Annotated in this window: 23 protein-coding genes, 1 tRNA gene and 1 pseudogene; 4 read left to right on the top strand and 21 right to left on the bottom strand. The window is 64.0% G+C overall.

Annotated features, from left to right (window positions below; all coding sequences use genetic code 11):
- Positions 1–77 precede the first annotated feature (77 nt).
- The 6 genes from GTV32_RS02835 to GTV32_RS02810 form a co-directional block, all read right to left on the bottom strand.
- Positions 78–851, bottom strand: coding sequence for an ABC transporter ATP-binding protein (locus GTV32_RS02835; RefSeq protein ID WP_161058855.1), 774 nt, complete (start codon positions 849–851; stop codon positions 78–80).
- Positions 835–1806 (bottom strand): ABC transporter ATP-binding protein, encoded by a 972-nt coding sequence (locus tag GTV32_RS02830; RefSeq protein ID WP_161058854.1) that lies wholly within the window; start codon positions 1804–1806, stop codon positions 835–837. Before GTV32_RS02830 ends, GTV32_RS02835 begins: the two co-directional genes overlap by 17 nt.
- Positions 1803–3032: a branched-chain amino acid ABC transporter permease gene (locus tag GTV32_RS02825; protein ID WP_161058853.1), complete on the bottom strand. Its 1230-nt coding sequence runs from the start codon at positions 3030–3032 to the stop codon at positions 1803–1805. The genes GTV32_RS02830 and GTV32_RS02825 overlap by 4 nt, the downstream gene beginning before the upstream one ends.
- Positions 3029–4069, bottom strand: coding sequence for a branched-chain amino acid ABC transporter permease (locus GTV32_RS02820; protein WP_161058852.1), 1041 nt, complete (start codon positions 4067–4069; stop codon positions 3029–3031). The genes GTV32_RS02825 and GTV32_RS02820 overlap by 4 nt, the downstream gene beginning before the upstream one ends.
- An 85-nt stretch (positions 4070–4154) precedes the next feature.
- Complete coding sequence (locus tag GTV32_RS02815; RefSeq protein WP_161058851.1) at positions 4155–5387, bottom strand: branched-chain amino acid ABC transporter substrate-binding protein; 1233 nt, start codon at positions 5385–5387, stop codon at positions 4155–4157.
- Between the two features lie 197 nt (positions 5388–5584).
- Positions 5585–6211 (bottom strand): response regulator, encoded by a 627-nt coding sequence (locus GTV32_RS02810; protein ID WP_161058850.1) that lies wholly within the window; start codon positions 6209–6211, stop codon positions 5585–5587.
- A 140-nt stretch (positions 6212–6351) separates the two neighbouring features.
- On the opposite strand from GTV32_RS02810, the gene GTV32_RS02805 reads away from it, so the two are divergent.
- A tRNA-Leu gene (locus GTV32_RS02805) sits at positions 6352–6428 on the top strand.
- Between the two features lie 238 nt (positions 6429–6666).
- On the opposite strand, the gene GTV32_RS02800 is transcribed toward GTV32_RS02805, so the two are convergent.
- From GTV32_RS02800 to GTV32_RS02775, 6 genes are all read right to left on the bottom strand, one after another.
- Positions 6667–8340: a cation:proton antiporter gene (locus GTV32_RS02800; RefSeq protein WP_161058849.1), complete on the bottom strand. Its 1674-nt coding sequence runs from the start codon at positions 8338–8340 to the stop codon at positions 6667–6669.
- Between the two features lie 94 nt (positions 8341–8434).
- On the bottom strand, positions 8435–9190 hold the full coding sequence (locus GTV32_RS02795) for a glutamine amidotransferase (protein ID WP_161058848.1): 756 nt from the start codon (positions 9188–9190) through the stop codon (positions 8435–8437).
- Positions 9191–9937, bottom strand: coding sequence for a succinate dehydrogenase/fumarate reductase iron-sulfur subunit (locus tag GTV32_RS02790; protein WP_161058847.1), 747 nt, complete (start codon positions 9935–9937; stop codon positions 9191–9193). It lies immediately after the preceding gene.
- Between the two features lies 1 nt (position 9938).
- Positions 9939–11867, bottom strand: coding sequence for a fumarate reductase/succinate dehydrogenase flavoprotein subunit (locus tag GTV32_RS02785; RefSeq protein ID WP_161058846.1), 1929 nt, complete (start codon positions 11865–11867; stop codon positions 9939–9941).
- Between the two features lie 61 nt (positions 11868–11928).
- Positions 11929–12753, bottom strand: coding sequence for a hypothetical protein (locus GTV32_RS02780; RefSeq protein WP_161058845.1), 825 nt, complete (start codon positions 12751–12753; stop codon positions 11929–11931).
- Complete coding sequence (locus GTV32_RS02775; RefSeq protein WP_161058844.1) at positions 12750–13043, bottom strand: hypothetical protein; 294 nt, start codon at positions 13041–13043, stop codon at positions 12750–12752. Before GTV32_RS02775 ends, GTV32_RS02780 begins: the two co-directional genes overlap by 4 nt.
- Positions 13044–13549: 506 nt before the next feature.
- On the opposite strand from GTV32_RS02775, the gene GTV32_RS02770 reads away from it, so the two are divergent.
- From GTV32_RS02770 to GTV32_RS02760, 3 genes and pseudogenes are all read left to right on the top strand, one after another.
- Positions 13550–14200 carry an MBL fold metallo-hydrolase gene (locus GTV32_RS02770; protein ID WP_161058843.1) on the top strand — a complete coding sequence of 217 codons (651 nt, stop codon included), beginning with the start codon at positions 13550–13552 and terminating at the stop codon, positions 14198–14200.
- 24 nt (positions 14201–14224) lie between these two features.
- Positions 14225–14425: pseudogene (locus tag GTV32_RS02765) on the top strand (DUF2461 family protein); the annotation flags it as partial.
- Positions 14426–14457: 32 nt separating this feature from the next.
- A complete protein-coding gene (locus tag GTV32_RS02760) occupies positions 14458–15972 on the top strand; it encodes a recombinase family protein (protein ID WP_161058842.1) in 1515 nt (504 codons plus the stop codon).
- A 22-nt stretch (positions 15973–15994) separates the two neighbouring features.
- On the opposite strand, the gene GTV32_RS02755 is transcribed toward GTV32_RS02760, so the two are convergent.
- The 9 genes from GTV32_RS02755 to GTV32_RS02715 form a co-directional block, all read right to left on the bottom strand.
- The gene (locus tag GTV32_RS02755; protein WP_161058841.1) at positions 15995–18490 is read right to left on the bottom strand and encodes a hypothetical protein; all 2496 of its coding nucleotides are present in this window, start codon (positions 18488–18490) and stop codon (positions 15995–15997) included.
- 72 nt (positions 18491–18562) lie between these two features.
- Positions 18563–18766 carry a hypothetical protein gene (locus GTV32_RS02750; protein ID WP_161058840.1) on the bottom strand — a complete coding sequence of 68 codons (204 nt, stop codon included), beginning with the start codon at positions 18764–18766 and terminating at the stop codon, positions 18563–18565.
- Positions 18763–19566, bottom strand: coding sequence for a hypothetical protein (locus GTV32_RS02745; RefSeq protein ID WP_161058839.1), 804 nt, complete (start codon positions 19564–19566; stop codon positions 18763–18765). The genes GTV32_RS02750 and GTV32_RS02745 overlap by 4 nt, the downstream gene beginning before the upstream one ends.
- 108 nt (positions 19567–19674) lie before the next feature.
- Positions 19675–19983 carry a hypothetical protein gene (locus tag GTV32_RS02740; protein ID WP_161058838.1) on the bottom strand — a complete coding sequence of 103 codons (309 nt, stop codon included), beginning with the start codon at positions 19981–19983 and terminating at the stop codon, positions 19675–19677.
- Positions 19980–20681: a hypothetical protein gene (locus GTV32_RS02735; RefSeq protein ID WP_161058837.1), complete on the bottom strand. Its 702-nt coding sequence runs from the start codon at positions 20679–20681 to the stop codon at positions 19980–19982. Before GTV32_RS02735 ends, GTV32_RS02740 begins: the two co-directional genes overlap by 4 nt.
- Positions 20681–20869: a hypothetical protein gene (locus GTV32_RS02730; RefSeq protein WP_161058836.1), complete on the bottom strand. Its 189-nt coding sequence runs from the start codon at positions 20867–20869 to the stop codon at positions 20681–20683. The genes GTV32_RS02735 and GTV32_RS02730 overlap by 1 nt, the downstream gene beginning before the upstream one ends.
- 26 nt (positions 20870–20895) lie before the next feature.
- Positions 20896–21087: a hypothetical protein gene (locus GTV32_RS02725; RefSeq protein ID WP_161058835.1), complete on the bottom strand. Its 192-nt coding sequence runs from the start codon at positions 21085–21087 to the stop codon at positions 20896–20898.
- A 2-nt stretch (positions 21088–21089) separates the two neighbouring features.
- Positions 21090–21425 (bottom strand): hypothetical protein, encoded by a 336-nt coding sequence (locus GTV32_RS02720; protein ID WP_161058834.1) that lies wholly within the window; start codon positions 21423–21425, stop codon positions 21090–21092.
- A 14-nt stretch (positions 21426–21439) separates the two neighbouring features.
- Complete coding sequence (locus tag GTV32_RS02715; protein WP_161058833.1) at positions 21440–21886, bottom strand: hypothetical protein; 447 nt, start codon at positions 21884–21886, stop codon at positions 21440–21442.
- Positions 21887–22236: the final 350 nt, after the last annotated feature.

Below are 22236 nucleotides of genomic sequence, written 5' to 3'. Positions count from 1 at the left end.
CGCCGAGCGTAGACGATCTGGACCGGTCACCGGCAGTGTGCGACACCGGCGCTACGCGACATCGTCAGGCGACACCGTCAGGCGACACCCAGGTATGCCTCACGAACCGCGTCGTCGACCAGCAGGTCCTTGCCCGCACCCTCTTTTGTGATCGCACCCGTCTCCAGGATGTAGCCCCGCGTCGACCGGCTCAGAGCCTGCTGCGCATTCTGCTCGACGAGCAGAATGGTTGTGCCCTCGGAGTTGATCTTCGCGATTATCCGGAAGATCTGCTGGATCACCATGGGCGCCAACCCCATCGACGGTTCGTCGAGCAACAGCAATTTGGGCCGTGCCATCAGTGCACGCCCGATCGCGAGCATCTGCTGCTCACCGCCGGACATGGTCCCGCCGAACTGCTTGCGGCGCTCGCCGAGTCTCGGGAAAAGCGTGAATACGTGCTCGAGCGACTCCTGGTAGGCCGCCTTTGACCCGAACTTGCGGCCGTAACAACCCATGTCGAGGTTCTCGAGCACGGTCATCCCGGGAAAGATCCGGCGCCCCTCGGGCACCTGGATGATGCCACGCTTGACCCGCTCGTGCGCCGCCAGACCGGCGATGGACTCGCCGTCGAAGAGGATGTCCCCCTCGGTGAGGCGATTGAGTCCCGAGATGCCGCGCATCGTGGTCGACTTCCCTGCGCCGTTGGCACCGAGCAGCGTGACCAGTTCCCCGGCACCGACATTCAGGGAGATGCCGTGCAGTGCACGGATTCGTCCGTAGTGGATCACCACATCGCGCAATTCGAGGACCGGGGTCGACGATCCGTCGGCGGTGTTCCGCGGCGGCTCGGGGTCAGACGGTTTCGTCATCGGGAACTCCCAGGTATGCGGCCACGACGGCCGGGTTGTCGCGGACTTCTCGCGGCGTCCCGTCCGCGATCTTGCGACCGAACTCCAGGACGACGATACGGTCGGTCACCCCCATCACAAGGCGCATGTCGTGCTCGATGAGGAGCACGGTGTATCCGTCGTCGCGGATCTTCTGGATCAGGCCCATCAGTGCGGTCTTCTCGCTCGGATTGAATCCGGCGGCCGGCTCGTCGAGACACAGCAGCTTGGGTTCGGTCGCCATCGCCCGGGCGATCTCGAGTCGTCGCTGGTCGCCGTAGGGCAGGTTCGACGCCTTCTCTGCTGCTCTGGGCCCGATGCCCACGAACTCGAGCAAGGCCATGCCGCGGTCGACCGCGTCGCGTTCCTCTCGGTAGTGACGTGGGGTTCGGAAGATGCCACCGACCACCGAGGTCTTGTGCCGCGCGTCGGTGCCGACGCAGACGTTCTCGAGGGCGGTCATCTCTCCCCACAGCCGCACGTTCTGGAACGTGCGGGCGATGCCACGGCGGGTGATCTTGTGCTGCTTGATCTTCCCGAGCGGCGCACCATCGAAGACAACGGTGCCGCGGGTCGGTCGATAGACCCCGGTGATCGCGTTGAAGCAGGTGGTCTTGCCTGCGCCGTTCGGGCCGATCAGGCCGAGGATCTCGCCACGCTTGATGTCGAAGGTGACGTCGTCGAGGGCGGCGAGGCCACCGAACTCGACGGTCAGGCCACTGACCTCGAGCAGCGGTTCGCCCGTCGCGGTGGCGATATCTCGTTGGGGCGCGACGGCCTCGGCAACCGCTTCGGGATCGGCGAGGTCAGGATCGATGGCCGCCGGATCGACGATGGCGGTGGCAGATGGATCGGCGACGGCCTCCGCTATCTGTTCGTCATGGTCCGGGACGCTGCCGGCACCCGAATTGTCGCCCGGCTCGTGATCCCTGCTCACGCCTTCACCTCCTCACCACGGGTCGGCCCGCCACCGGGCGCACGTTTCACGGCTCCGTAGATACGCCGACCGAACGTGATCAACCGCGCTCGAGCAGGGAACAGGCCCTGCGGCCGGAAGATCATCAGCACCACGAGTGCGACCCCGAAGAACAGATACTTGAACTCGCTCAGCGACTGACCACCGATCTCGACGCCCTGAACTCGCGCGGGCAGATAGACGACCAGGAACGCCCCGGCGATCACGCCGAGCTTGTTGCCCTGTCCACCGAGCACCACCGCGCACAGGAACAACATCGAGTTGATGACGGTGAAGGCCTTGGGGTCGACGTACTGGACCTGACCGGCGTACACCGCACCCGAGAGTCCGCCGATCCCGGCGCCGATGACGAACGCCCAGAGTTTGTACTTGAACGTCGGCACCCCCATGATCTCGGCGGCGTCCTCGTCTTCCCGGATCGCCACCCACGACCGGCCGACGCGGCTGCGTTCCAGATTGCCGATGATGATCAGGACGAGGATGACCAAGGCGATGCCGAGCCAGTACCACCAGACGCCGTAGTTGAGCGTGTCCGCGTTGTTGGCGCTGGAGAACACACCGGCCGGGTGTTTGTCCGAGGTGCCGAGTTCGGGGAACAGCACTCCCTGCAGGCCCGATGCCCCATTGGTGACGTCGCCCAGATTGTCGGCGAGGAGTCGCACGATCTCACCGAACCCGAGGGTGACGATCGCGAGATAGTCACCGCGGACGCGCAGCGTCGGGGTGCCGAGGATGACGCCGGTGAGACCGGTGATGACGATCGCCAACGGCACACAGGCCAGCCACGCCCACGGACCCGAGAAGATCCCGTGGTCGGCACTGTCCCACAGTGGGCTCGCCGGGCTGGTCATCAGCGCGACGACGTAGGCGCCGACCGCATAGAAACCCACGTACCCGAGATCCAGCAGGCCGGTCTGGCCGACCACCACGTTCAGGCCGATCGCGATCAGCGCGGTCATCGCGAAGGTCGCCATCACCACACCGAAATCGGTTGCCGTGGTGGTGATCAGCGGCGGATTCACCACAGGGAGCAGGCCGATCACGATGATCGCAGGCACCCCGACGAGCCATTGCATGACGCGGGGTAAACCGTTCCACCACGTACGGATCGCGTCGCCGACACCACGAGGTGGGGGCGCGTTCGGGTCGTCGGGCACCGTGGCGCCTGCGGGCTGCTGAGTCGTCATACCCGTGCCTTCCCGAGCTTCTCACCGAGGATGCCCGTCGGGCGGAACATCAGCACCAGGATCAGCAGGACGAAGGCGACGACGTCCCGCCACTGGTTGCCGAGCACCACCGATCCATAGTTTTCCATGACCCCGAGCAGAAGTCCGCCGAGCAGCGCACCCCGAACGTTGCCGATGCCGCCGAGGACCGCGGCGCAGAACGCCTTGATCCCGAGGATGAAACCGCCGTAGTACACGATGTTCGTGGGGACGCGCAGCGTGTAGAGCAACGCTGCCGCGCCCGCGAGCAGGCCACCGATGAGGAAGGTGACCATGATGATGCGCTCGCGCGACACACCCATCAGCAACGCGGCGTCGGGATCCTGGGCGACCGACTGGATTCCGCGGCCGAGGCGCGTGCGGTTGATCAAGTAGTCGGTACCGAGAGCCAGTACCAGAGCCGAGATGATGATGATCAACGTCAGGTTGTAGACGGGCGCCCCGAAGATGCTGAATTCCTTGACAGGCTGTACCAGTCTGATCGTCGGTTGCGCGCTCGAGCCACCCAGCGGCGGATCGATCGGCAGCTTCGGCAGCACGTAGTGCACGAACTCCTGCAGCACGAACGACATACCGATCGCCGTGATCAGGAAGGCGAGAGGCTTCGCCCTGCGCTTGCGCAGCGGACGGTAGGCCACGAACTCCAGACCGACTGCCGCACCACCCGATACGGCCATGCCGCACAGCCCTGCCAGGAGCAGGTAGAGAACGGTCATGACCGTGCCCTCGGAGTAGGTGTTCCCCGACGGGGTGAAACCGAGCAACAACAGGCCGATGTATTGGCCGAACATGCCGAGCATGAAGACTTCGGAGTGCGCGAAGTTGATCAGGCGCAGTACGCCGTAGACGAGGGTGTACCCCACCGCGACGAGTGCATAGATCGCACCGTACGTGAGCCCCTCGATCGTCAGCCCCCAGAACCCGTTCTGGAGAGCGCCGAGATCGAAGTTGATGGTCGCTGCCACCGACGCCGCCTCGGCCATCGAGTACACGATCATGCGTGCCTTTCAGCCACGAGAGAATCCCCCAGAGACCACGGTGCGTCCGGGCTGGTGTGCCCGGACGCACCGTGATGATTGCGCCTTACTTGACGTCGTAGACCCAGATGAGCGAAGACGTGAGCTCGCCGGTGGGACTCCACTGGTACTCGCGCGCCAGGCCCGGGCCCTTGTAGCTGCGAACGAACGACAACAGTTGGGGGCGAGTGCGCTTGCCCTCGTTGATCCCCTTCATCAGGATCGACGCGAGGTCGTAGGCCTCGACCGAATAGACGCCGGGCGCCTGGTTGAAGGCCGCCTGATAATCCTTCTTGAACTGCGACGGCGCCGGACCGCACGGGCACGACAGGACTGCGCCCTTGGCACTGTCACCCGCCTGGGCGGTGAACTGCGGATCGTTGGCGCCGTCACCGGAGACGAAGGTCGCCTGCGAGCCCGCGGTTTTCAGCTGCTGGGCCAGCGGAGCGGCCTCCGCGTAGTAGCCGGAGTAGAAGACAGCGTCCGGATTGGCGGCGGTGACCTTCGAGATGATCGCCGAGAACTCGCGGTCACCCTTCTTCACGTCCCCGGAGCAGGAGGCGTCAGCGGCCGACCCCAAGGACTGGGTCATCGCCTTGGCCAGTCCGACTCCATAGTCGGTGTCGTCCTTGATGACACAGACCTTCTTCTTGCCCATCGTGCCGGTCAGATACTTCGCGACCGCCGGGCCCTGCACGTCGTCGTTGGCGAGACCGCGGAAGAAGGTCTTCCAGCCGTTGTCGGTGAGCGTCGGGTTGGTGGCGGACGCAGTCGTCGCGACGAGACCCGCCTGGTTGAAGATTCCCCCGGTCGCCTTCGTCTCGCCGGAGAAGGCGGGGCCGATCAGTCCGACGATGTCTTCGTCGTTGACGATCTGGGGTGCGACCTGGGTGGCCTTCTGGGGATCGCCCTCGGTGTCGAAGGTCTTGAGTTCGATCTGGCAATTCGGGTTGGCTTTGTTGTGCTGGTCGACCGCGAGTTGCGCGCCGTTCTTGATGTTGATGCCGAGTGCGGCGTCCGCACCGGTCAGAGCGCCCGCCATCGCGATCGTCGACCCGGGACACTGTGCCTGGCCGTCGCCGGCCGGATTGAGTGCTGCCGACTCCGAGGCGCCCTGGACCTCATTGCCCTGGGTGTCGATCTGGGCCAGGGGCGCGATCTCGAGACCAGTACTCGCGCCGGCCGAACCGCTGGAACCGGATTCGGTCCCGGAGTCGCTGGATTTGCTGCTACACGCTGACACGGCGAGCACACTCGCCATCGCCAGCGCGAGAGCACCTGTCGCCACACGACGATGCATACTCTTACCTCTTCACTTCCCACCCACCCGGCGTGGACGTCGACTGTCGAGGCCGATCGTCGGTGCCAAGAGATCTGCTGAGGAGACCTTGAGAAAACATAGTCCGAAACCACGGCGCCCGCGATGGATTGGGGTCAAACGTCCATGACGGCGCTCGGCGTGTTTTCACAGATTTAACGGCGCGAGTCCTGCACGTGTCAGCTGTCGGCGCCGAGCGTCTCGACGACCACCTGAGCGACGGCCTTCATCGTCGTGCGGCGGTCCATGGCGGCTCGCTGAATCCACTTGAACGCCTCCGGCTCTGAGAGCGCCTGCTTTTCCATCAGAAGCCCCTTCGCGCGTTCGACCAGTTTGCGCGTCTCCAGACGGTCGGCGATCGTGGCGACTTCTTTCTCCAGCGCGGCCACCTCGTTGTAGCGGCTCACCGCCACCTCGATCGCCGGCACGAGATCGGCCTTGGTGAACGGTTTGACCAGATAGGCCATCGCACCGGCGTCACGCGCCTTTTCGATGAACTCACGCTGGCTGAACGCGGTCAGCATCACCACCGCCGCCAACTTCTTCTGTGCGATCTCGGACGCCGCGTCGATGCCATCACGCACCGGCATCTTCACGTCCATGATCACCAGGTCCGGCCTCAGGCTCTCGGTCAGCTCGACGGCGACCTGTCCGTTCGGGGCCTCCCCGACCACCTCGTAGCCCTCTTCACGGAGCATCTCGATGAGATCCATCCGGATCAACGAGTCGTCCTCGGCGACGAGCACCCGATGGGTTGTCATCTGTTCGCCGGTCCGATCCGCAGCCCTGTCTGCCACCGTCACCATCCCTCCTCCGCTTCGAATCAGCCACTACCAGCGCTGACCTGCATGCGCCGATGCGAGCAGCGTACCGGTTGGCCGGTCGCTCGGCCGATCATCTAAAGTGGATTGTCGCGGCAGTCGCACCACGTCGACTCGCGGCAGATGCCCTCGTAGCCCAATTGGCAGAGGCAACGGATTCAAAACCCGTCCAGTGTGAGTTCGAGTCTCACCGAGGGCACCACGAACACCGCCTACCAGCACAAACCCCAAGCGGGGTCGAAGTCGCACCGCTCGAAACCGGGGCAAACGCGACCAGGATGTCACCCAAGACATTCAGCCCGCGGGGAGTCTCCCGGATCCCGACGATCGGTGCGGCTATGCCGCTGCGGCACATGCTCATCGGCGCGTCGGGCGAAGGTCACCCCGCAGGTTGGCGGGCGCGGCGAGGTGACCCGCGTGTTCCCGGCCGGCGAACCACCTCACTCGGTCGTCGAGTTCTCGTCACCGTCGTCGTCGCGGGAGCCGGCGATCATGTGGTCGAGGATGTCGATGGTTGCCTCCGCCGCAAGTGAAAAAGGTTCCAGCACGATGTCGGCCCCGGCGGCGCGGAGTCTCTCTGCATCGTGTGGATGGTGCGCAGTCACGACCACATGTCCGTGATACTTGTGATGCCGCAGGGCATGCAGCAGCGCGAAATTGGCATCCATCGTCGGGATGGTGCTGATGATGAACCGCGAACGTGACAGCGGCAGCGTCTCGAGGAAATGGAGGTCCGAGGCACTTCCGTAGACCGATCTCACCCCCGGACGCGCATTTGTCGCCAGACGTTGCGGATCGAAATCGACGGCGAGCACCTGGTGGCCGGCAGCGCTGAACTCGTCGGCGATGTGCCGGCCGAAGCGTCCGAGCCCGTACAGAATCGCGTCCACGGCGACTTCGTCGGCCTCGGACGCCGTCGCGCGTCGGCTGGCGGACCGGTCGAACCTGGACAGCAGTGGTTCCAGCCGCCGGTAGAGCTGATGCGAGAAGAGGATCAGATAGGTCGAACCACCGATGGTGACCAGCGCGACGACCGTGATGACGCTGGAGGTGGTGTCGGAGATGTGGCCCAGACCGAGGCCGAGGGCCGCCAGGATCAGCGAGAACTCCGATATCTGTCCGAGCGGCAGGCCGGTCATGAACGTCACCTGCGGCGGATAACGCTGAATCACCATCAAGATCATGATGATGAGTGGTTTCCCGACGAGGACGAACAGCGACAACACCACCACTTCCGCGATGTGTCCCGAGGCATCGGCGAAGTTCAGTCCCGCTCCGAGGTCGAGGAAGAAGAACAGCAACATGAAGTCGCGCAGACTCACCAACCGCGCGCCGAGCGCGTCGCGGTAAGGGGTGGCCGCCAACGACACCCCGGCCAGGAAGGCGCCGACCTCCGAACTGAAACCCAACGCCTCGGTGGCCGCGGCCAGCGCGATCGCGTAGGCGACGCCGAAGAGCACCAGCAGCTCCTGCGACCGTGCCACCTGATGCAGCAACCACGGCAGGACGAAGCGCATCACCAGTCCCACGCCGACGATCAGGCCGATGCCCTTGACCAGCACCAGCGCCATGCTCACCGCCATGGCGTCATCGGTGTCCTGACCGAACGCATTGATCGCGATCATCACGACCACCACGACGAGGTCCTGCACGATCAGCAGTCCGACGGCGATCCGTCCGTGAAGTTGTTCGATCTCCCGGGTGTCGGAGAGGAGTTTGACGATGATGATGGTGGAGGAGAACGTCACGGCCAGTGAGATGTAGAACGCCGCAACGGCGCTCGTGCCGAATGCGATCGCGAGCAGGTAGCCGAGACCCCCGGTGAGCACCACCTGCCCGATGCCGGTGATGAGAGCCACCGGGCCAGTGGTCCGGATCAGGTTCATGTCGAGGCGCAAGCCCACCAGGAACAGCAGGATGGCGATGCCGAGTCGGGCCAGTAGCTCGATGGTCTCGTTGGCGACCACCCATCCGGTACCGGTCGGGCCCACCAGGATGCCGACACCGATGAAGGCGACGATCATCGGCTGTCGCAGCTTGGTCGCCACCAGGCCCGCGACCGCCGCGATGGCCAGAATGGCTGCGATCAGAGCGAAGTCGTGTGGTTCCACCACGCTGAACTCTTTCTTCGGGCGATCTGCCCACCCAACTTAACCGTTGTGCAGTCGCGTCGTGGGCAGGCTGAGCCGAGACCGCACCGACATCCGATCAGCGTCGATAGCGCTCCACGAAGCGCCGCAGGATGGCTGCCGGATGCCGCGCATCGGTCGCTCGAGCAGCCTCCTGCAGCGATCGCGCCTCCGCCGGATCGAAGTAGCCGAAGTCCCGGTACACATCGATGCGCGTACAGAGGCTCTCGGCGTCGAGTTCCGGATGGAACTGGGTGGCATAGACGTTTGCTCCGACCCGGAAGGCCTGAACCGGGCACGTCGGCGACGAGGCGAGGGGCACGACGTGCCCGGGTAGCCGGCGCACCGCTTCTTTGTGGCCACCGTATGCGTCGAACGTGTCGGGCAGATCCGCGAAGAGCGGATCGACACGACCGGTCGCGGTCAAGGTGACGGTCACCGCCCCCACCGGCTCACCGTGGGTGCGGTCGATCTCCGCACCGATCACCGACCCGACCGCTCCCACGCCGTAGCAACAGCCGAGAAACGGGTAGTCGGCGGAGACGATCCGGCCCACCAGCTCCGACAACTCCGTTTCCGCCCGCAACTGTGTCGCGGACTTGGAATGCGCCGGGTCGCTGACGTTGTAGGGCCCACCGCCGAGGATGACGCCCGACCACGCACCGAGGTCGACGGGACCCAAGCGGCGACGGGTCACGTTGATCGAGCGAAGCTCGTCGCAGGCGAGCCCACCGAGCCGCAGCACCGACCGATACTCGTCCACGGCCGCCTCCTCCTCGGCGCGGATGGACAGCAACAGGAACGGGGCGGGCCGAGACCGGCCGAGCGCGTTCACCTACCGACGGAAGAGCTTGTTCCCCAACCACACCAAGGGGTCGTAGTGGCGATCCACGACCCGCTCCTTCATCGGGATCAGTGCGTTGTCGGTGATCTTGATGTTCTCGGGGCACACGTCCGTACAGCACTTGGTGATGTTGCACAGCCCCAAACCGTGGTCCGCCTGGGCGGAATCACGTCGCTCGGCGACGTCGAGGGGATGCATGTCGAGCTCGGCGACTCGCATCAGGAAACGAGGACCGGCGAAGCTCTGCTTGTTCTCCTCGTGGTCGCGGACCACATGACAGGTGTCCTGGCAGAGAAAGCACTCGATGCACTTGCGGAACTCCTGCGACCGCTGCACGTCGACCTGCTTCATCCGGTACTCGCCGGCCTTCAGGCCATCTGAGGGTGTAAACGACTGGATCTCACGGGCTTTCGCATAGTTGAACGACACGTCGGTGACCAGGTCACGGATCACCGGGAACGTCCGCATCGGCGTCACGGTGATGACCTCGTCTTCGGTGAACGTCGACATGCGGGTCATACACAGCAGCTTCGGACGGCCGTTGACCTCTGCTGAGCACGACCCGCATTTGCCCGCCTTGCAGTTCCAGCGAACCGCCAGGTCGGGAGCCTGGGTCGCCTGTAGGCGGTGGATGATGTCGAGCACCACCTCACCTTCGTTGACGAGCACGGTGTAGTCCTGAAGGTCACCGTCATCGGTGTCTCCGCGCCACACCCGGAACTTCGCGTCGTAGCCCATGTCAGTTCTCCTTGCTGCCCCCGGAATCGGGATGCCCGGCGATCTCACCGGCCGTGTAGTACTTCTCGATCTCGGCGAAATCGAAAAGCTCCAGCAGATCCGGACGCATCGGGGTCTGCTCTTCTTTCGCCACCGTCACCGACGGCACCGCCGACCGGTCACCGACGTCGGCGGTGCAGACCAGCAATGTGTTTCGCCAGTCCGGATCCATTTCGGGGTGGTCGTCACGCGTGTGGCCACCGCGGCTCTCCGTGCGCATCAACGCCGCTTTGGCCACACATTCACAGACCAGCAGCATGTTTCGCAGATCCACGGCCAGGTGCCAGCCCGGGTTGAACTGCCGGTGTCCCTCAACCTGCATCCCGGGCAGTCTGGCACGGATGTCCTCGAGCACGCTGATCGCCTCGGCCACCTCCGCTTCTTTCCGGATGATGCCAACGAGGTCGTTCATGGATTGCTGCAGGTCGGTGTGCAGGGTATACGGGTTTTCCGGCTTGCCGCCCGACGCGGATTCGAACGGCGCCAAAGCAAACGCCGCAGCGCGATCGACGTCGTCGGCGGACACCCTGGGGCGGTTGCTCAGCGATTCGATGTACGACGCCGCACCAAGTCCGGCGCGCCTCCCGAACACCAACAGGTCGGACAACGAGTTGCCGCCCAAGCGGTTCGAGCCGTGCATGCCACCTGAGCATTCACCCGCCGCGAACAACCCGGGCACACGCGCCGCCCCGGTGTCCGGATCCACTTCGATGCCACCCATCACGTAATGACATGTCGGGCCGACCTCCATCGGCTCGGCGGTGATGTCCACGTCGGCCAGTTCTTTGAACTGGTGGTGCATCGACGGCAGCCGTCGGATGATCTCGTCGGCCGGCATCCGCGAGGCGATGTCGAGGTAGACGCCACCGTGTTCGGTGCCGCGTCCGGCCTTGACCTCCTCGTTGATGGCGCGCGCAACCTCGTCGCGCGGCAGCAGATCCGGTGTCCGCCGGGCACTGTCGTTGTCGGCGAGCCACTTGTCGGCTTCGTCTTCGGACTCGGCGTATTGGCCCTTGAACACCGGCGGGATGTAGTCGAACATGAACCGTTTGCCGTCGGCGTTCTTCAGCACACCACCGTCGCCGCGGACCCCCTCGGTCACCAGGATGCCCTTGACGCTTGGGGGCCAGATCATCCCGGTCGGATGGAACTGGACGAACTCCATGTTGATCAGGCTTGCGCCGGCCCGCAACGCAAGTGCGTGACCGTCCCCGGTGTACTCCCACGAGTTGGACGTCACCTTGAACGACTTGCCGATCCCACCGGTCGCCAACACCACCGCAGGTGCTTCGAACAGAACGAAGCGGCCGGACTCACGCCAGTACCCGAACGCGCCCGCGATTGCATCACCGTCCTTGAGCAGCTCGGTGATGGTGCATTCGGCGAAGACCTTGATGCGCGCCTCGTAATCGCCGGTGGCCGCGTAGTCCTCCTGCTGCAGCGAGACGATCTTCTGCTGCATGGTCCTGATCAGCTCGAGCCCGGTCCGGTCGCCGACGTGTGCGAGTCTCGGGTAGGTGTGACCACCGAAGTTGCGCTGGGCTATTCGGCCGTCCGCGGTCCGATCGAACAGCGCTCCGTAGGTTTCCAGCTCCCAGACCCGGTCTGGTGCTTCCTTGGCGTGCAGTTCGGCCATCCGCCAGTTGTTCAGGAACTTGCCGCCGCGCATGGTGTCCTTGAAATGCGTCTGCCAATTGTCCTTGGCGTTGGCATTACCCATCGACGCGGCACAACCACCCTCGGCCATCACTGTGTGCGCCTTGCCGAACAGCGACTTGCACACGACGGCGACGGAATAGCCCTTCTCACGCGCCTCGATGACCGCACGCAGACCGGCCCCACCGGCACCGATCACTACAACGTCGTACTGGTGGCGTTCGGTTTCGGTCATCTAGCGGGTACCCCCAAGGTCAAATCGTTTGTGCAACAGGCATCGCGCACAGGACGGTGGATCAGCCCACAAATCTCAGGTCCGAGATCGTGTTGCTGGCAACCAGCATGATGTAGAAATCGGTGAGCACCAGTGTGCCGAGCGTGATCCAGGCGAATTGCATGTGACGGGTGTTCAGCTTCGAGACCACGGTCCACATCCGGTATCTCACCGGATGTGCCGAAAAGTGCTTGAGCCGACCACCGGTGACATGCCGGCACGAATGACAGGACACCGTGTAGGTCCACAGCAGGATCACGTTCACCAGCAGGACCACGTTACCCAGTCCGAAGCCGAATCCCCCGCCCTTGCCATGGAAAGCGATGACGGCGTCGTAGGTGTTGATCAGCGAAACAACCACTGCCACATAGAAGAAGTAGCGGTGCGCATTCTGGATGATCAGCGGGAGGCGGGTCTCCCCCGTGTACCGACCGTGCGGCTCGGCCACTGCGCACGCCGGCGGAGAAAACCAGATCGAGCGGTAATAGGCCTTGCGGTAGTAGTAGCACGTCACCCGGAAGCCGAGGAGAAACGGAAGGACGACGAACCCGAGTGGAATCCACATCGGGAGTTCCGGGAACGGAGTCCCGAAATGGCTCGACCCCGGTACACACGAATCGCTGAGGCAGGGCGAGTAGAAGGGTGTCAGATAGTGATAGTCCGCCACCCAGTATGCGCTGCGGACAAAGGAGCGCACCGTCGCGTAGACGACAAACGCCAGCAGACCGAGCGCGGTCAGGAGTGGCGAGAGCCACCACCTGTCGACTCGAAGAGTGCGCGCCGTGATGCGCGCCCGACCCGGAGAAGAAACCCCGGTAGCATCCCGCTCAGCCGCGGGGGCGCTCACTTCGTACGCTCACGCGAGTGGAAGCCCAGTCCTTCGTCTTGCGCACCGAGCCACGCCGACTCGTCTGATTTGCTGTCGGGTACATAGATCACGTCGTCCTTGTTCACCGGAGGTCGAATCACCGGTGGTGGCGCGTGTTCGAAATCGTGCAGGTCGATCTCGAGGCGATCGAGGTCGTTGGTCATGCGACGGACGGCATCGACATCCCCGTACTGCGCCTTCAGCGTGACGATGTGATGCCGCAGCACTCCGATGCTGCGGTGGAGTTCCTTCATCTCGGCCGTTGCCATGGCGCTCCCTCCAAGACCTGTGTGATATCTACCACACTACTGGCAGGGTGCACTCAGTCAACGGTTTTGAGTGAACGTGTCCCGTGCCCAGTCGACCCTGGCCCGCACACCTCGATAGCCATCCGAAAGTCTTCGAGAGCACTGTCGTCGATCCGATAATCGCAGTTCAGAACCATTTTTGTGAGCACTCGAGGGTAGTTCCGCGGGCGACGACGTGGCTCCGGGAAGTCTCGTCCAGACCGTGATCTCACCGGGGGTGGCGGCGATACCAGAGACGGAGGCCCCGGCCTTTCTTGTCGGCCGAACGGCAGATCGCATGGGCACTGAAGCCGCGTAGTGAACCTGCGTACATGGCGCTGCTCGCGGGACCTCGCCCACGCACGTGGCCGCTTCCCGACAACGTCGAGTCCCCTTGCGCCGTCGGCATTGTCCGAATCGACATCCACACCCCGAGGCGTACGGTTGGACGGTACTCAACTGCGCCCGCATTGTGCTCCGGAGGTCTCATGCGTCTCACCAAATACACCCACGCCACCGTCACCCTGGCCAAAGACGACAAGACGCTACTGATCGATCCGGGCGCGTTCACCCCGAACGCCGCCGACCTGTTGGCCGACGCCGACGCTGTGCTGATCACGCATGAGCATTTCGACCACTTCGACGCCGAGAAGATCGTGGCCGCGATGAAGGAGCGCGAAGAACTCCACCTGTATGGCCCGGCCTCGATCGCCCGTTCGTTGTCGGAGGTCGCCAGTCGCGTTCACCCCGTCTCAACCGGGGAGTCTTTCGACATCGCGGGTTTCTCGGTCGAGACGTTCGTCGCCGACCATGCGGTGATCCATCCCGAGATCCCTCTCGTCGACAACGTCGGGTTCCTGATCGATCACAGCGTCTTCCATCCGGGTGACGCCTACCTGAATCCGGGCCGACCGATCCAGACGCTGTTGCTCCCGGTCAGCGGTCCGTGGATCTCCACCGAACAGGCCATCGACTTCGTGCGGGCCGTGGCGCCCCAACTCAGCATCGCGATCCACGACGTCATGCTCAGCGACACCGGCAAGGCCACGACGGACATGTTCCTCGGCGCAGATTCGCTGACCGGGACACCGCTGGAAGTGCTGGCCGTGGGTGAGGATCGGGAGCTGGCAGGCGCGTAGTCGGGGCGTCGATACACTCACCGCATGACCTTCGAGGGCTTTCCCGAAGCCGCGCTCGACTTCTACGACGACCTCGAGATGGACAACACCAAGTCCTTCTGGGAGGCGAACAAGGAGGTCTACCGTACGGCTGTCGCGGAGCCGATGCGTGCGCTCACCGACGCGCTCGCCGACGAGTTCGGTGCGGCAAAGATCTTCCGCCCCTACCGAGACGTGCGGTTCGCCAACACGAACCGGACGCGACTTACAATCTACATATGTCCATCTCCGACAGCAACCAAACCGGCTTACGAGTCCTCGGTCGACTCCGGATCTCCCGAGTCCGCGAAGAGTCCACTTCGATTGAGCGACAACGCGAGATAGTCCAGAACTGGGCAGACGCCCACGACCACACAGTCGTCGGTTGGGCCGTCGACGAGGAGGTCTCCGGCTCGGTCGACGCGTTCGACTCGCCGGCGTTCGGACCGTGGCTCACCGACCCCGAGAAGATCGACGAGTACGACGTCATCGCCGCGTGGAAGCTCGACAGACTCGGACGTAACTCGATCCGGCTCAACAAGCTCTTCGGCTTCTGCCGCGAACACGACAAGACTCTCGTGTGCGTCGCAGACAATATCGACCTGTCGACGTGGGTCGGTCGATTGGTCGCGAACGTCATCGCCGGACTCGCCGAAGGCGAACTCGAAGCGATCAGAGAGCGCGTCATCGACTCCCGCCGGAAGCTGCGCCACGACGGCTACTGGACCGGAGGCAGACCACCCTACGGTTACAAAGCGATCAGACTGGACGACGGACACAAGACCCTTGTCCACGACGCCGATACCGCTCGGATCGTCCGCGAGGTATTCGACCGCGTCGTCTCCGGCGACTCCGTCGGGTCGATAGCCGAGGACCTGACCGACCGAGGTATCCCGACACCCGCCGACGTCGTCCGAGTCCGCAACGGCAACCCGAAGAATCCGCCGACCGGTGCGGCGTGGCGACGCGGGACGCTGCACGACATACTCACGTCTCCATCGCTTCTCGGTTTCGCGATGCACCGGGACGAGATCGTCCGCGACGACGCAGGACGACCTGTCCGCAAAGGTCCGGAGCTTCTCACCGCCGACGAGTTCGAACGACTACAAGCACATCTTGCCGAACGGTCGAAGCCGCTCGACCCGACCCGACGGACTCAATCCCCGTTGCTCGGCGTCGTCCGCTGCGACGAATGCGACGCGAACATGCACCACAAAGCGCAGCGGTGGACGAGAGCCGACGGAACCGACGCGGTCACCCGCTACTACGTCTGTCCCGAGAACCACGGAGGACAAGTACGAGCGGCGGAACTAGAGCAGCTACTCGAAACCGAGTTCCTAGAGCAGCACGGCGACCGCGAGGTCACCGAGCGTCGGTTCATCCCAGCGGAGTCACACGAACGAGACCTAGCAGACGCTCAGCGCGCTCTAGACGACCTCACGAGGATGTATGCGACCGCGAGGTCGAACGCCGCACGGGAGCGCTACGAGAGCCAACTACGAGCTGTAGACGACCGCGTCGCGGAGCTAGAACAGATGCCCGCACGCGCTGCGCGGTACGAGACGATCCCGACCGGACGGACGTACGCCGACGAATGGCGAGACCGCGACACCGAACAACGCCGGAGGTTACTCTTATCCTCCGGCATCGTCTTGTCGGTGTTCAAGTACGAGCGCAGTAACGCGATGAGGACACACGTCCGCGTCCCGCTGGACTGGGACGGGACCGGCGACGCCGCCCGACTCGTCGATTGAGCCGGACGACGCCGTCGGAAAGTCACCTCTTCTTGAACTGGAGTGACTTCTTCTTCTTCTCGAGATCCTCTTTGCGCTTCGCCTCGTCGATGTCCTTGACGATGTACGTCGCTCCGGACCCCTCCTGCTCCTTCGGGTTCGGGGTGACCGATCCGTTGATGAACTGGGAGATAAGCGAACCGACGACACCCGACGACGAGAACCCGAGATCGGATGCGAGGGTCTGGAACGGTGCCTGTGCGATCGACTTCCCCGAGGCGATGAGATCCTGGGAGATCGTGTCGTCCCACGTCTTTTTCACCGAATCGGCGAGCTTCTTCGTCGCGTTCTCGACCGGCGTCGTGTTCGATAGTCCGTTGGTGAGACCTTGGACGATGTTCATGCCGTAGCCGTGGAAGACCTTCGACGGGGAGTGGATACCGAGAACGCTCTTGAACGCGTTCTTGATGCCGCCGGCGATAGAGATAACCGTCCCGAGTACCGGAACAGACTTCAGGCCGTTGAGCAACCCTTGCATGATCTGAGCGCCGATAGCCGTCAGGTCGATGGACGAGAACGTACTGACGATCTTGTCCTTTGTGTCGGTGACGATCTGCTTCACCGCATCGAGACTCACGGACACGGCTTCTTTGAACTTGTCGAACGCGTTCGACAAGGTGTCGATCACACCCGAGATGACGTTCCCCGCATTCGAGAACGCTCCCTTGAGGATCCCGACCTGAGTAGCCGTGATCTTGAAGATGTTGATCGCAGAACCTAGCGGTCCGAGGATGATCTTGAACAACGAGACCACTCCGGACATGACCGGCTGGAGACCACCGAGTACGCCGGTGACCTGTGCGACGACGCCGACCCACTGAGTGAACCCGTTGAGGATCGTCAAGACATACGGTGCGAGGGTGATGATCCCTGTCGTGATCTGCGGTAGCGCGTTAGTCGAGAAGTTGACGAACGAGTCGACCAACTGTGGCATGACGGCTACGAGCTTCGGGATCAGATTGACCGCCATCTGCACGAGTTGCGGCATCAGCGGAGCGAGCTTCACCGCGGCATCTCCGAGAGCGATACCGAGCTTCGCCATCGAGTCGGCGATCTTCGGAGCGTTGTCGGCGAGAGCTCCCGCGAACGCGGTAGCCATCTGACCGAACCCTTCGACGATCTGCGGAAGCACCGGAGCAAGTTGGTTCATCACAGACAGCAGAGAGTCGGAGAGAATCCCGGCTACCTCGGTGAGGACCGGAGCCATCTTCGTAGCGAGACCGCTCCAGAGGTTGCCCATCGAGTCGTAGAACTTCACGAGCGCCGGTTGCATCTTCTCGATCGCGGGCGCGAGCGCGTTGAGGAACGAGCCGGCTGTCTTGAGGATCGCGTTCGAGAACGCGGCGAGACCGGGCATCGCGGCGGCTAGCGAGTTCGCGAGCCCTTCGATGGTCGAGCGAATCGGGCCACCCATCGAACCCATGACCTTCACGCCGGACTCGAACAACGTGTTGAACGCGTTACCGAGACCGGTGACGACCTCGGAGAGTCCCTTCATAGCGGAATCGAGAGCCCCGGACGAGGCCAGCCGGTCGACGACCGCACCAAACCCGTTGGCGAACGTGCCGAAAGCGTCGGCGAGGTAGCCGAACGCCGCGGACCCTTCGGAGGCGAGTTTCAGGAACCCCGACGTCAGCGTCTCGACGCCGGGAGCGAGACGGGTCATGAGCGTAGCGGTGTTGTCGAGAATCCCGCGCATAGCCGACATACCCGCTTGCGAGTTGACGACCTTGAAGAATGCGCCGGAGACGTCGAGCATCCCTTCGGCGATCCTGGACAGCGACGGTTCCATCTTCCCGAGCGTCTTCGAGAACGCTTCGAACTGACTCGTCAGACCGCGTTCGAACACACCGGAGATCGACGTCTTGAGATGATCGAGAACAGGATTCAACGCCTCGGCGGCTTTCTTGATCCCGTCGAAACCGAGGTAGGTCACGCCGGCGGCGGCACCGACCGCGCCGAGCAACGACGGCAGACCCGCGAGCAGCGACGAGACCAGACCGGTCAGCGGAGCTATCAACGCCGCGACGGCGACCGCGATCAGACCCATCGACCCGCCGGAACCGCCGAGACCGCGGAACGACCGCGACGCTCCGTCGGCGGCTCCTCGCATCCGCGAGAGCTGTTGACTCATCCGCGACATACCGCCGATAGCGTCACGCGAGGTCTTCTGGTCGATCTCGACGGGGATCTCGACCTTCTCGCGGCGGGCGATAAGCCGGAGTTCAGCGGCCAACGCGCGGAGGCTCGCGCGGGTGTGCTGCGAACTGACACCGACCTTGACTTTGACCTTGTCGTCGAGACCGGCGGTCGCTTTCTCCATGTCGGCTCGAAGATTCTTCGTCTTCAGTTTCACCGGGACTTTGACCTTGAGTCCCTTGGTCGCCCGCTTCAGCGACCGATCTGTGTCGCGCCGGAAATGACTCGTGTCGGGCATGACGCGTACGGATACGCGCCCGACCTCTTTACCTTGTGCCACAGGGTGGCTCCTATCTGATACGACGAGACGCCGGACCCCCGAAGAGGTCCGGCTCACGTCTGGTTGTTGTTCCTAATCGACCTTCATCCCGAGTCGCCACTGGCAGACCCGGAAGTCGGTCATGAGACCCTCGACGATCAACGGATGAGCGTCGGGGTGTTCGCGCGCTTCTCGAGCGATACGGTCGAGTAGGTCGCACGCCTCGTCGAGGACGTCGGGATCGGCGTCGGCGTACCGAGACAGCACATGTTCCCGGTACCGATCTCCGGTGCTCACCGAAGAGTGATCGGCATCCCCGGTGCCTCTGTCCCGGTGCCGGCGTATCCGCGGACGCGGCTCGCTTCGAGCTCGTCGACGAGATCCCCAGCGGCCTTCGGCGTCAGCATCCGGAAGCCGATACCTTCGCGTGCCGCGGTCAGCCACACCGGATTCAAGCTCTTCTCGACTTCGGACATCCCGCGTCCCGCTGCGAGCCGTCCGTCGGCGAGCTTCCAGAACTGTTTCGCCGCCGACGGTGCGGTGATCCGCAAATGTACCGGAGCCAACCCGCCGACGCCGGGGAGATCCGACAACGACACGATGAACGCCTGGTACCCGGCGAGTTCGGCGGCGGCTCGCTTCGCGTCGTTGAGCGCGGCGAGAACGTCGGGATCACCGATCCGGACGATGTCGTCGTTCGTCACGCCGACGGGCAGACGGTTGACCGCGTCGACGTACCGCGCTGCCGCGTCGTCGAACGCCGGAGTCAACTGGTCGACGGCGTCGTCGACGGTCGCGGCGAGACCGCGCAACGCGCGGACCGCGTAGTTCTGTTGGATCTCGCGCTTCGCACGACTCATCGCCGACTGGTTGCCGATGTCGATCGACGGGACGAGTTGAGCAGCGCGTTCGCGGACGACGTGCTCGGCGTTCTTCTCGGTGATCTCGACGTCGGCGAGTCCCGGCGGACGGGTGTCGACGTATTTCAGCGCGTCGAGACCGGCGCGGAGCTTGTCGAGCTCTTTCGAGAGCTTGACCCCGGCGTCGGTCCACGCGTCGAAGGTCTGGTTAGCGGTGATGGTTGCGTCAAGTGCCATGTAGTGATTCCCCTTATCGTTGGGTGTGGTGGTGGCGGTGGCTATTCAGTTGTGGGACTGGACAGGGTCGGGTTACCGGAGGGTCCTCCGGACCCGGCTCCGCTGCACCTATTCGGAGCGTCCGACGGTCGGGTCCGGCTCGACGAGGCTCCGGACGAGTTGAGCCGTCGACGTCGACATCGGGGCCGACGTATCGCCCCTGAGAGCGGCTGAGACCGCGTCGATAACCCGGTTCCCGTTCAGCGGTAGCGGTTCCGATTCCGTCGGCTCAGAACGGCTCTGAGCGCCGTACTCGTTCTGTAGCTCAGCGGCTCGGACGATCGGGTCCGACGATCCGGCGGCATCGGCGTCGGTCGACAACCCGAGTGCGCCTCGGAGCGCGTCGGCGGCGGATACCTTCTGGGTCGGTTCGGTCATACGTTCAGTTCCTCTCGGTCGACGAGGACGACCAGCGGAGCGAATCGGCGGGTGTTCACGTCGTGTCGGTTGTGGCAGCGGATGCACATCGGCATGTAGTGGTTCACGTCGAGCGAATACGGAGATCCCTCGGCCTTCCCGGGGCCGGCGATCTTCTCGTCGGGGTCGGCGTAGTCGTACGCCCACGAGTACGCCGGACCTCCGCAGTAGTCGCACGCGTAGTCCGACGCCGGTCCGCGCTGCGCCCGCACGCGCTGGTGCGCGGTGTCGTACGACGCGGTATCACCGACCCATCGCGGGTGATCGGGTCCGAACTTCTCCGACGCGGTCTCGGCGACGATCAGCGGGTCACCGTGGGCTTTCCACCGGCGGAGGTGGGTAGCGCAGTACCCGCGTCCCGAGTGCTTGCGGTCGCATCCGTCGACCGAACACGTCTTCGGCGGTCTCGGCGATGTCGTCCCGGTGCGGCGGACGCGCCGGTAATGCTTCTGGCAGAGATCCGTCTCGACTCCGTCGATGTCGATGCAGCAGAAGTACTTGCCGCGGCATCCGTCGACTTCGCAGACCTCTTCGTGGTCGAGCTTCTTCTCTTGGACGACGTCGAGATCCCCGGTGCTGCGTAGTCGCGAGTAGTGCGGCCGGCAGTACCCGCGAACCTTCGCCGGGTCCTCGCAGACGTCGACTAGACAGACCGACATCAGTCGAGATCCATCTCGTCGAGTTCGTCGGCGACCGCGCGGAGCCCTTCGGCGACCGACGCGGCGAAGTCGTCGGGATCGACCGGAAGCTCAGCAGTCGCTATCCGGTTCCCGTTCAAGACGATCTCCATCGGAGCGATCTCGGTACGAGCGTCGACGTAGACGCCTCGGTGGTGTTTACAGGTCATTCTGGTGGTTTCCCCTTTCGTTGTGCTCAGCGACCGGGTCGGTCGAGAGCTTCTTCGAGGTCCTCGAGCCGGAACCCGGCGAGAGCGTTCTGTCCTCGGTTGACCTCGATCGCTCCGGCGACTTCGAGTTCGCCGCGGGCGATCAGACCGATGACGGTCGACGGTTCGGCGACACCGAGCGCGATCAGCTCTCGCGCCGAATACAAACCGGCTTGCATATTCAGTTCCTCCGGATCTGGTAGGTGAGATGAGCGGTACGACGAGATCCGTTGTTGTAGTCGGGATCTCCGTCGATCTGCCACGTCTGGTCTTTCCAGACGATTTCGGATTGAGCACCCAGCAACGGGAATCCGCGGGGGAGCTTCATCCGGTAGACGCCCTCGGCGTCGAAGCCGACGTCGGTGTCCTCTTCGGGGACTCCGGCGGGTTGGATCGTCGCCCGGGTGACGACTCCGACGGACGACGGACGCGTCCGCGTGTTCCCGTCGGCGTCGGTGACGAGTTCCTCGGGATAGACGGTGACGACGTCGCGGTGACGGTCGAGAAGTGATGGCATTCGTTGTTCCTTGTTCAGGCGACGCCGGCGGCGAGCCTCTCCGCGGCTACGGCGGTCTCAGCGGCTTCGGACGCGTCGAGCAACCGGAGCGACGCTGCGACGGCTTCGGGGTCTTCGCCGGCGGTGAGCCTCGCGTGCCACTGGACGGCGTGACGCTTCGGTACGTGGTGGCGGTACCGGAGCGTCTCGGCTTGCTCGGCGATCGGTCGGTGGTCTCGACCGCGCTCGATAGCTCGATCCCAAAGGATCTGTCCGTACGACGGTCCGTCGAGTCCGTAGGGGCGAATATGCGTCCGGAGGATCTGCGGAGTCATATCCGCGAGTTGCTCCCAGTCGATGGCGAGCCACGAGAGCTCTAGCGAGGTCCACTCGATCTTCGCGTCGGGCGAGTTCGGGATGAAATGGTTGGTGATGGCGGACAGGTCGCAGAACCGCTCGAGCGCGGCGTCGGAGTCGATCAAGCGGGTTGTTTCCTCTCTCGGATCTCGCGGTACCGCGCCGCGTCACGTTGGATTCGCTGCGCGTACTCGCGCTGACGCTCTCGGCGGCAACGTTGACAGCGTCGGACCCCGTCGGGAGCTTCGTAGACGTCGTCTAGCGGATGTCCTCGTCGGCAGGTGTCCATCGGTTCACCTCCTTTCGGTGAATCAGGTGATTCTTTGTGGCACAAGAAAATGCGGTCAACGCTTCGGGCGTTGCCGCTACGTGGGTCGAGAAGAGAGGTCTTGAGCACCGGGAGCCGGACCCTCGATCGACGGAAGGGGGTACGTCGGTCGGGCGATGTGGGCCGTCTCGACCGGTGCTTCCGAGC

It is taken from the genome of Gordonia sp. SID5947, assembly GCF_009862785.1.
GTDB lineage: Bacteria > Actinomycetota > Actinomycetes > Mycobacteriales > Mycobacteriaceae > Gordonia.
The sequence above is the reverse complement of the archived record's forward strand: the minus strand, read 5'-3'. Positions and strand labels throughout refer to the sequence as shown.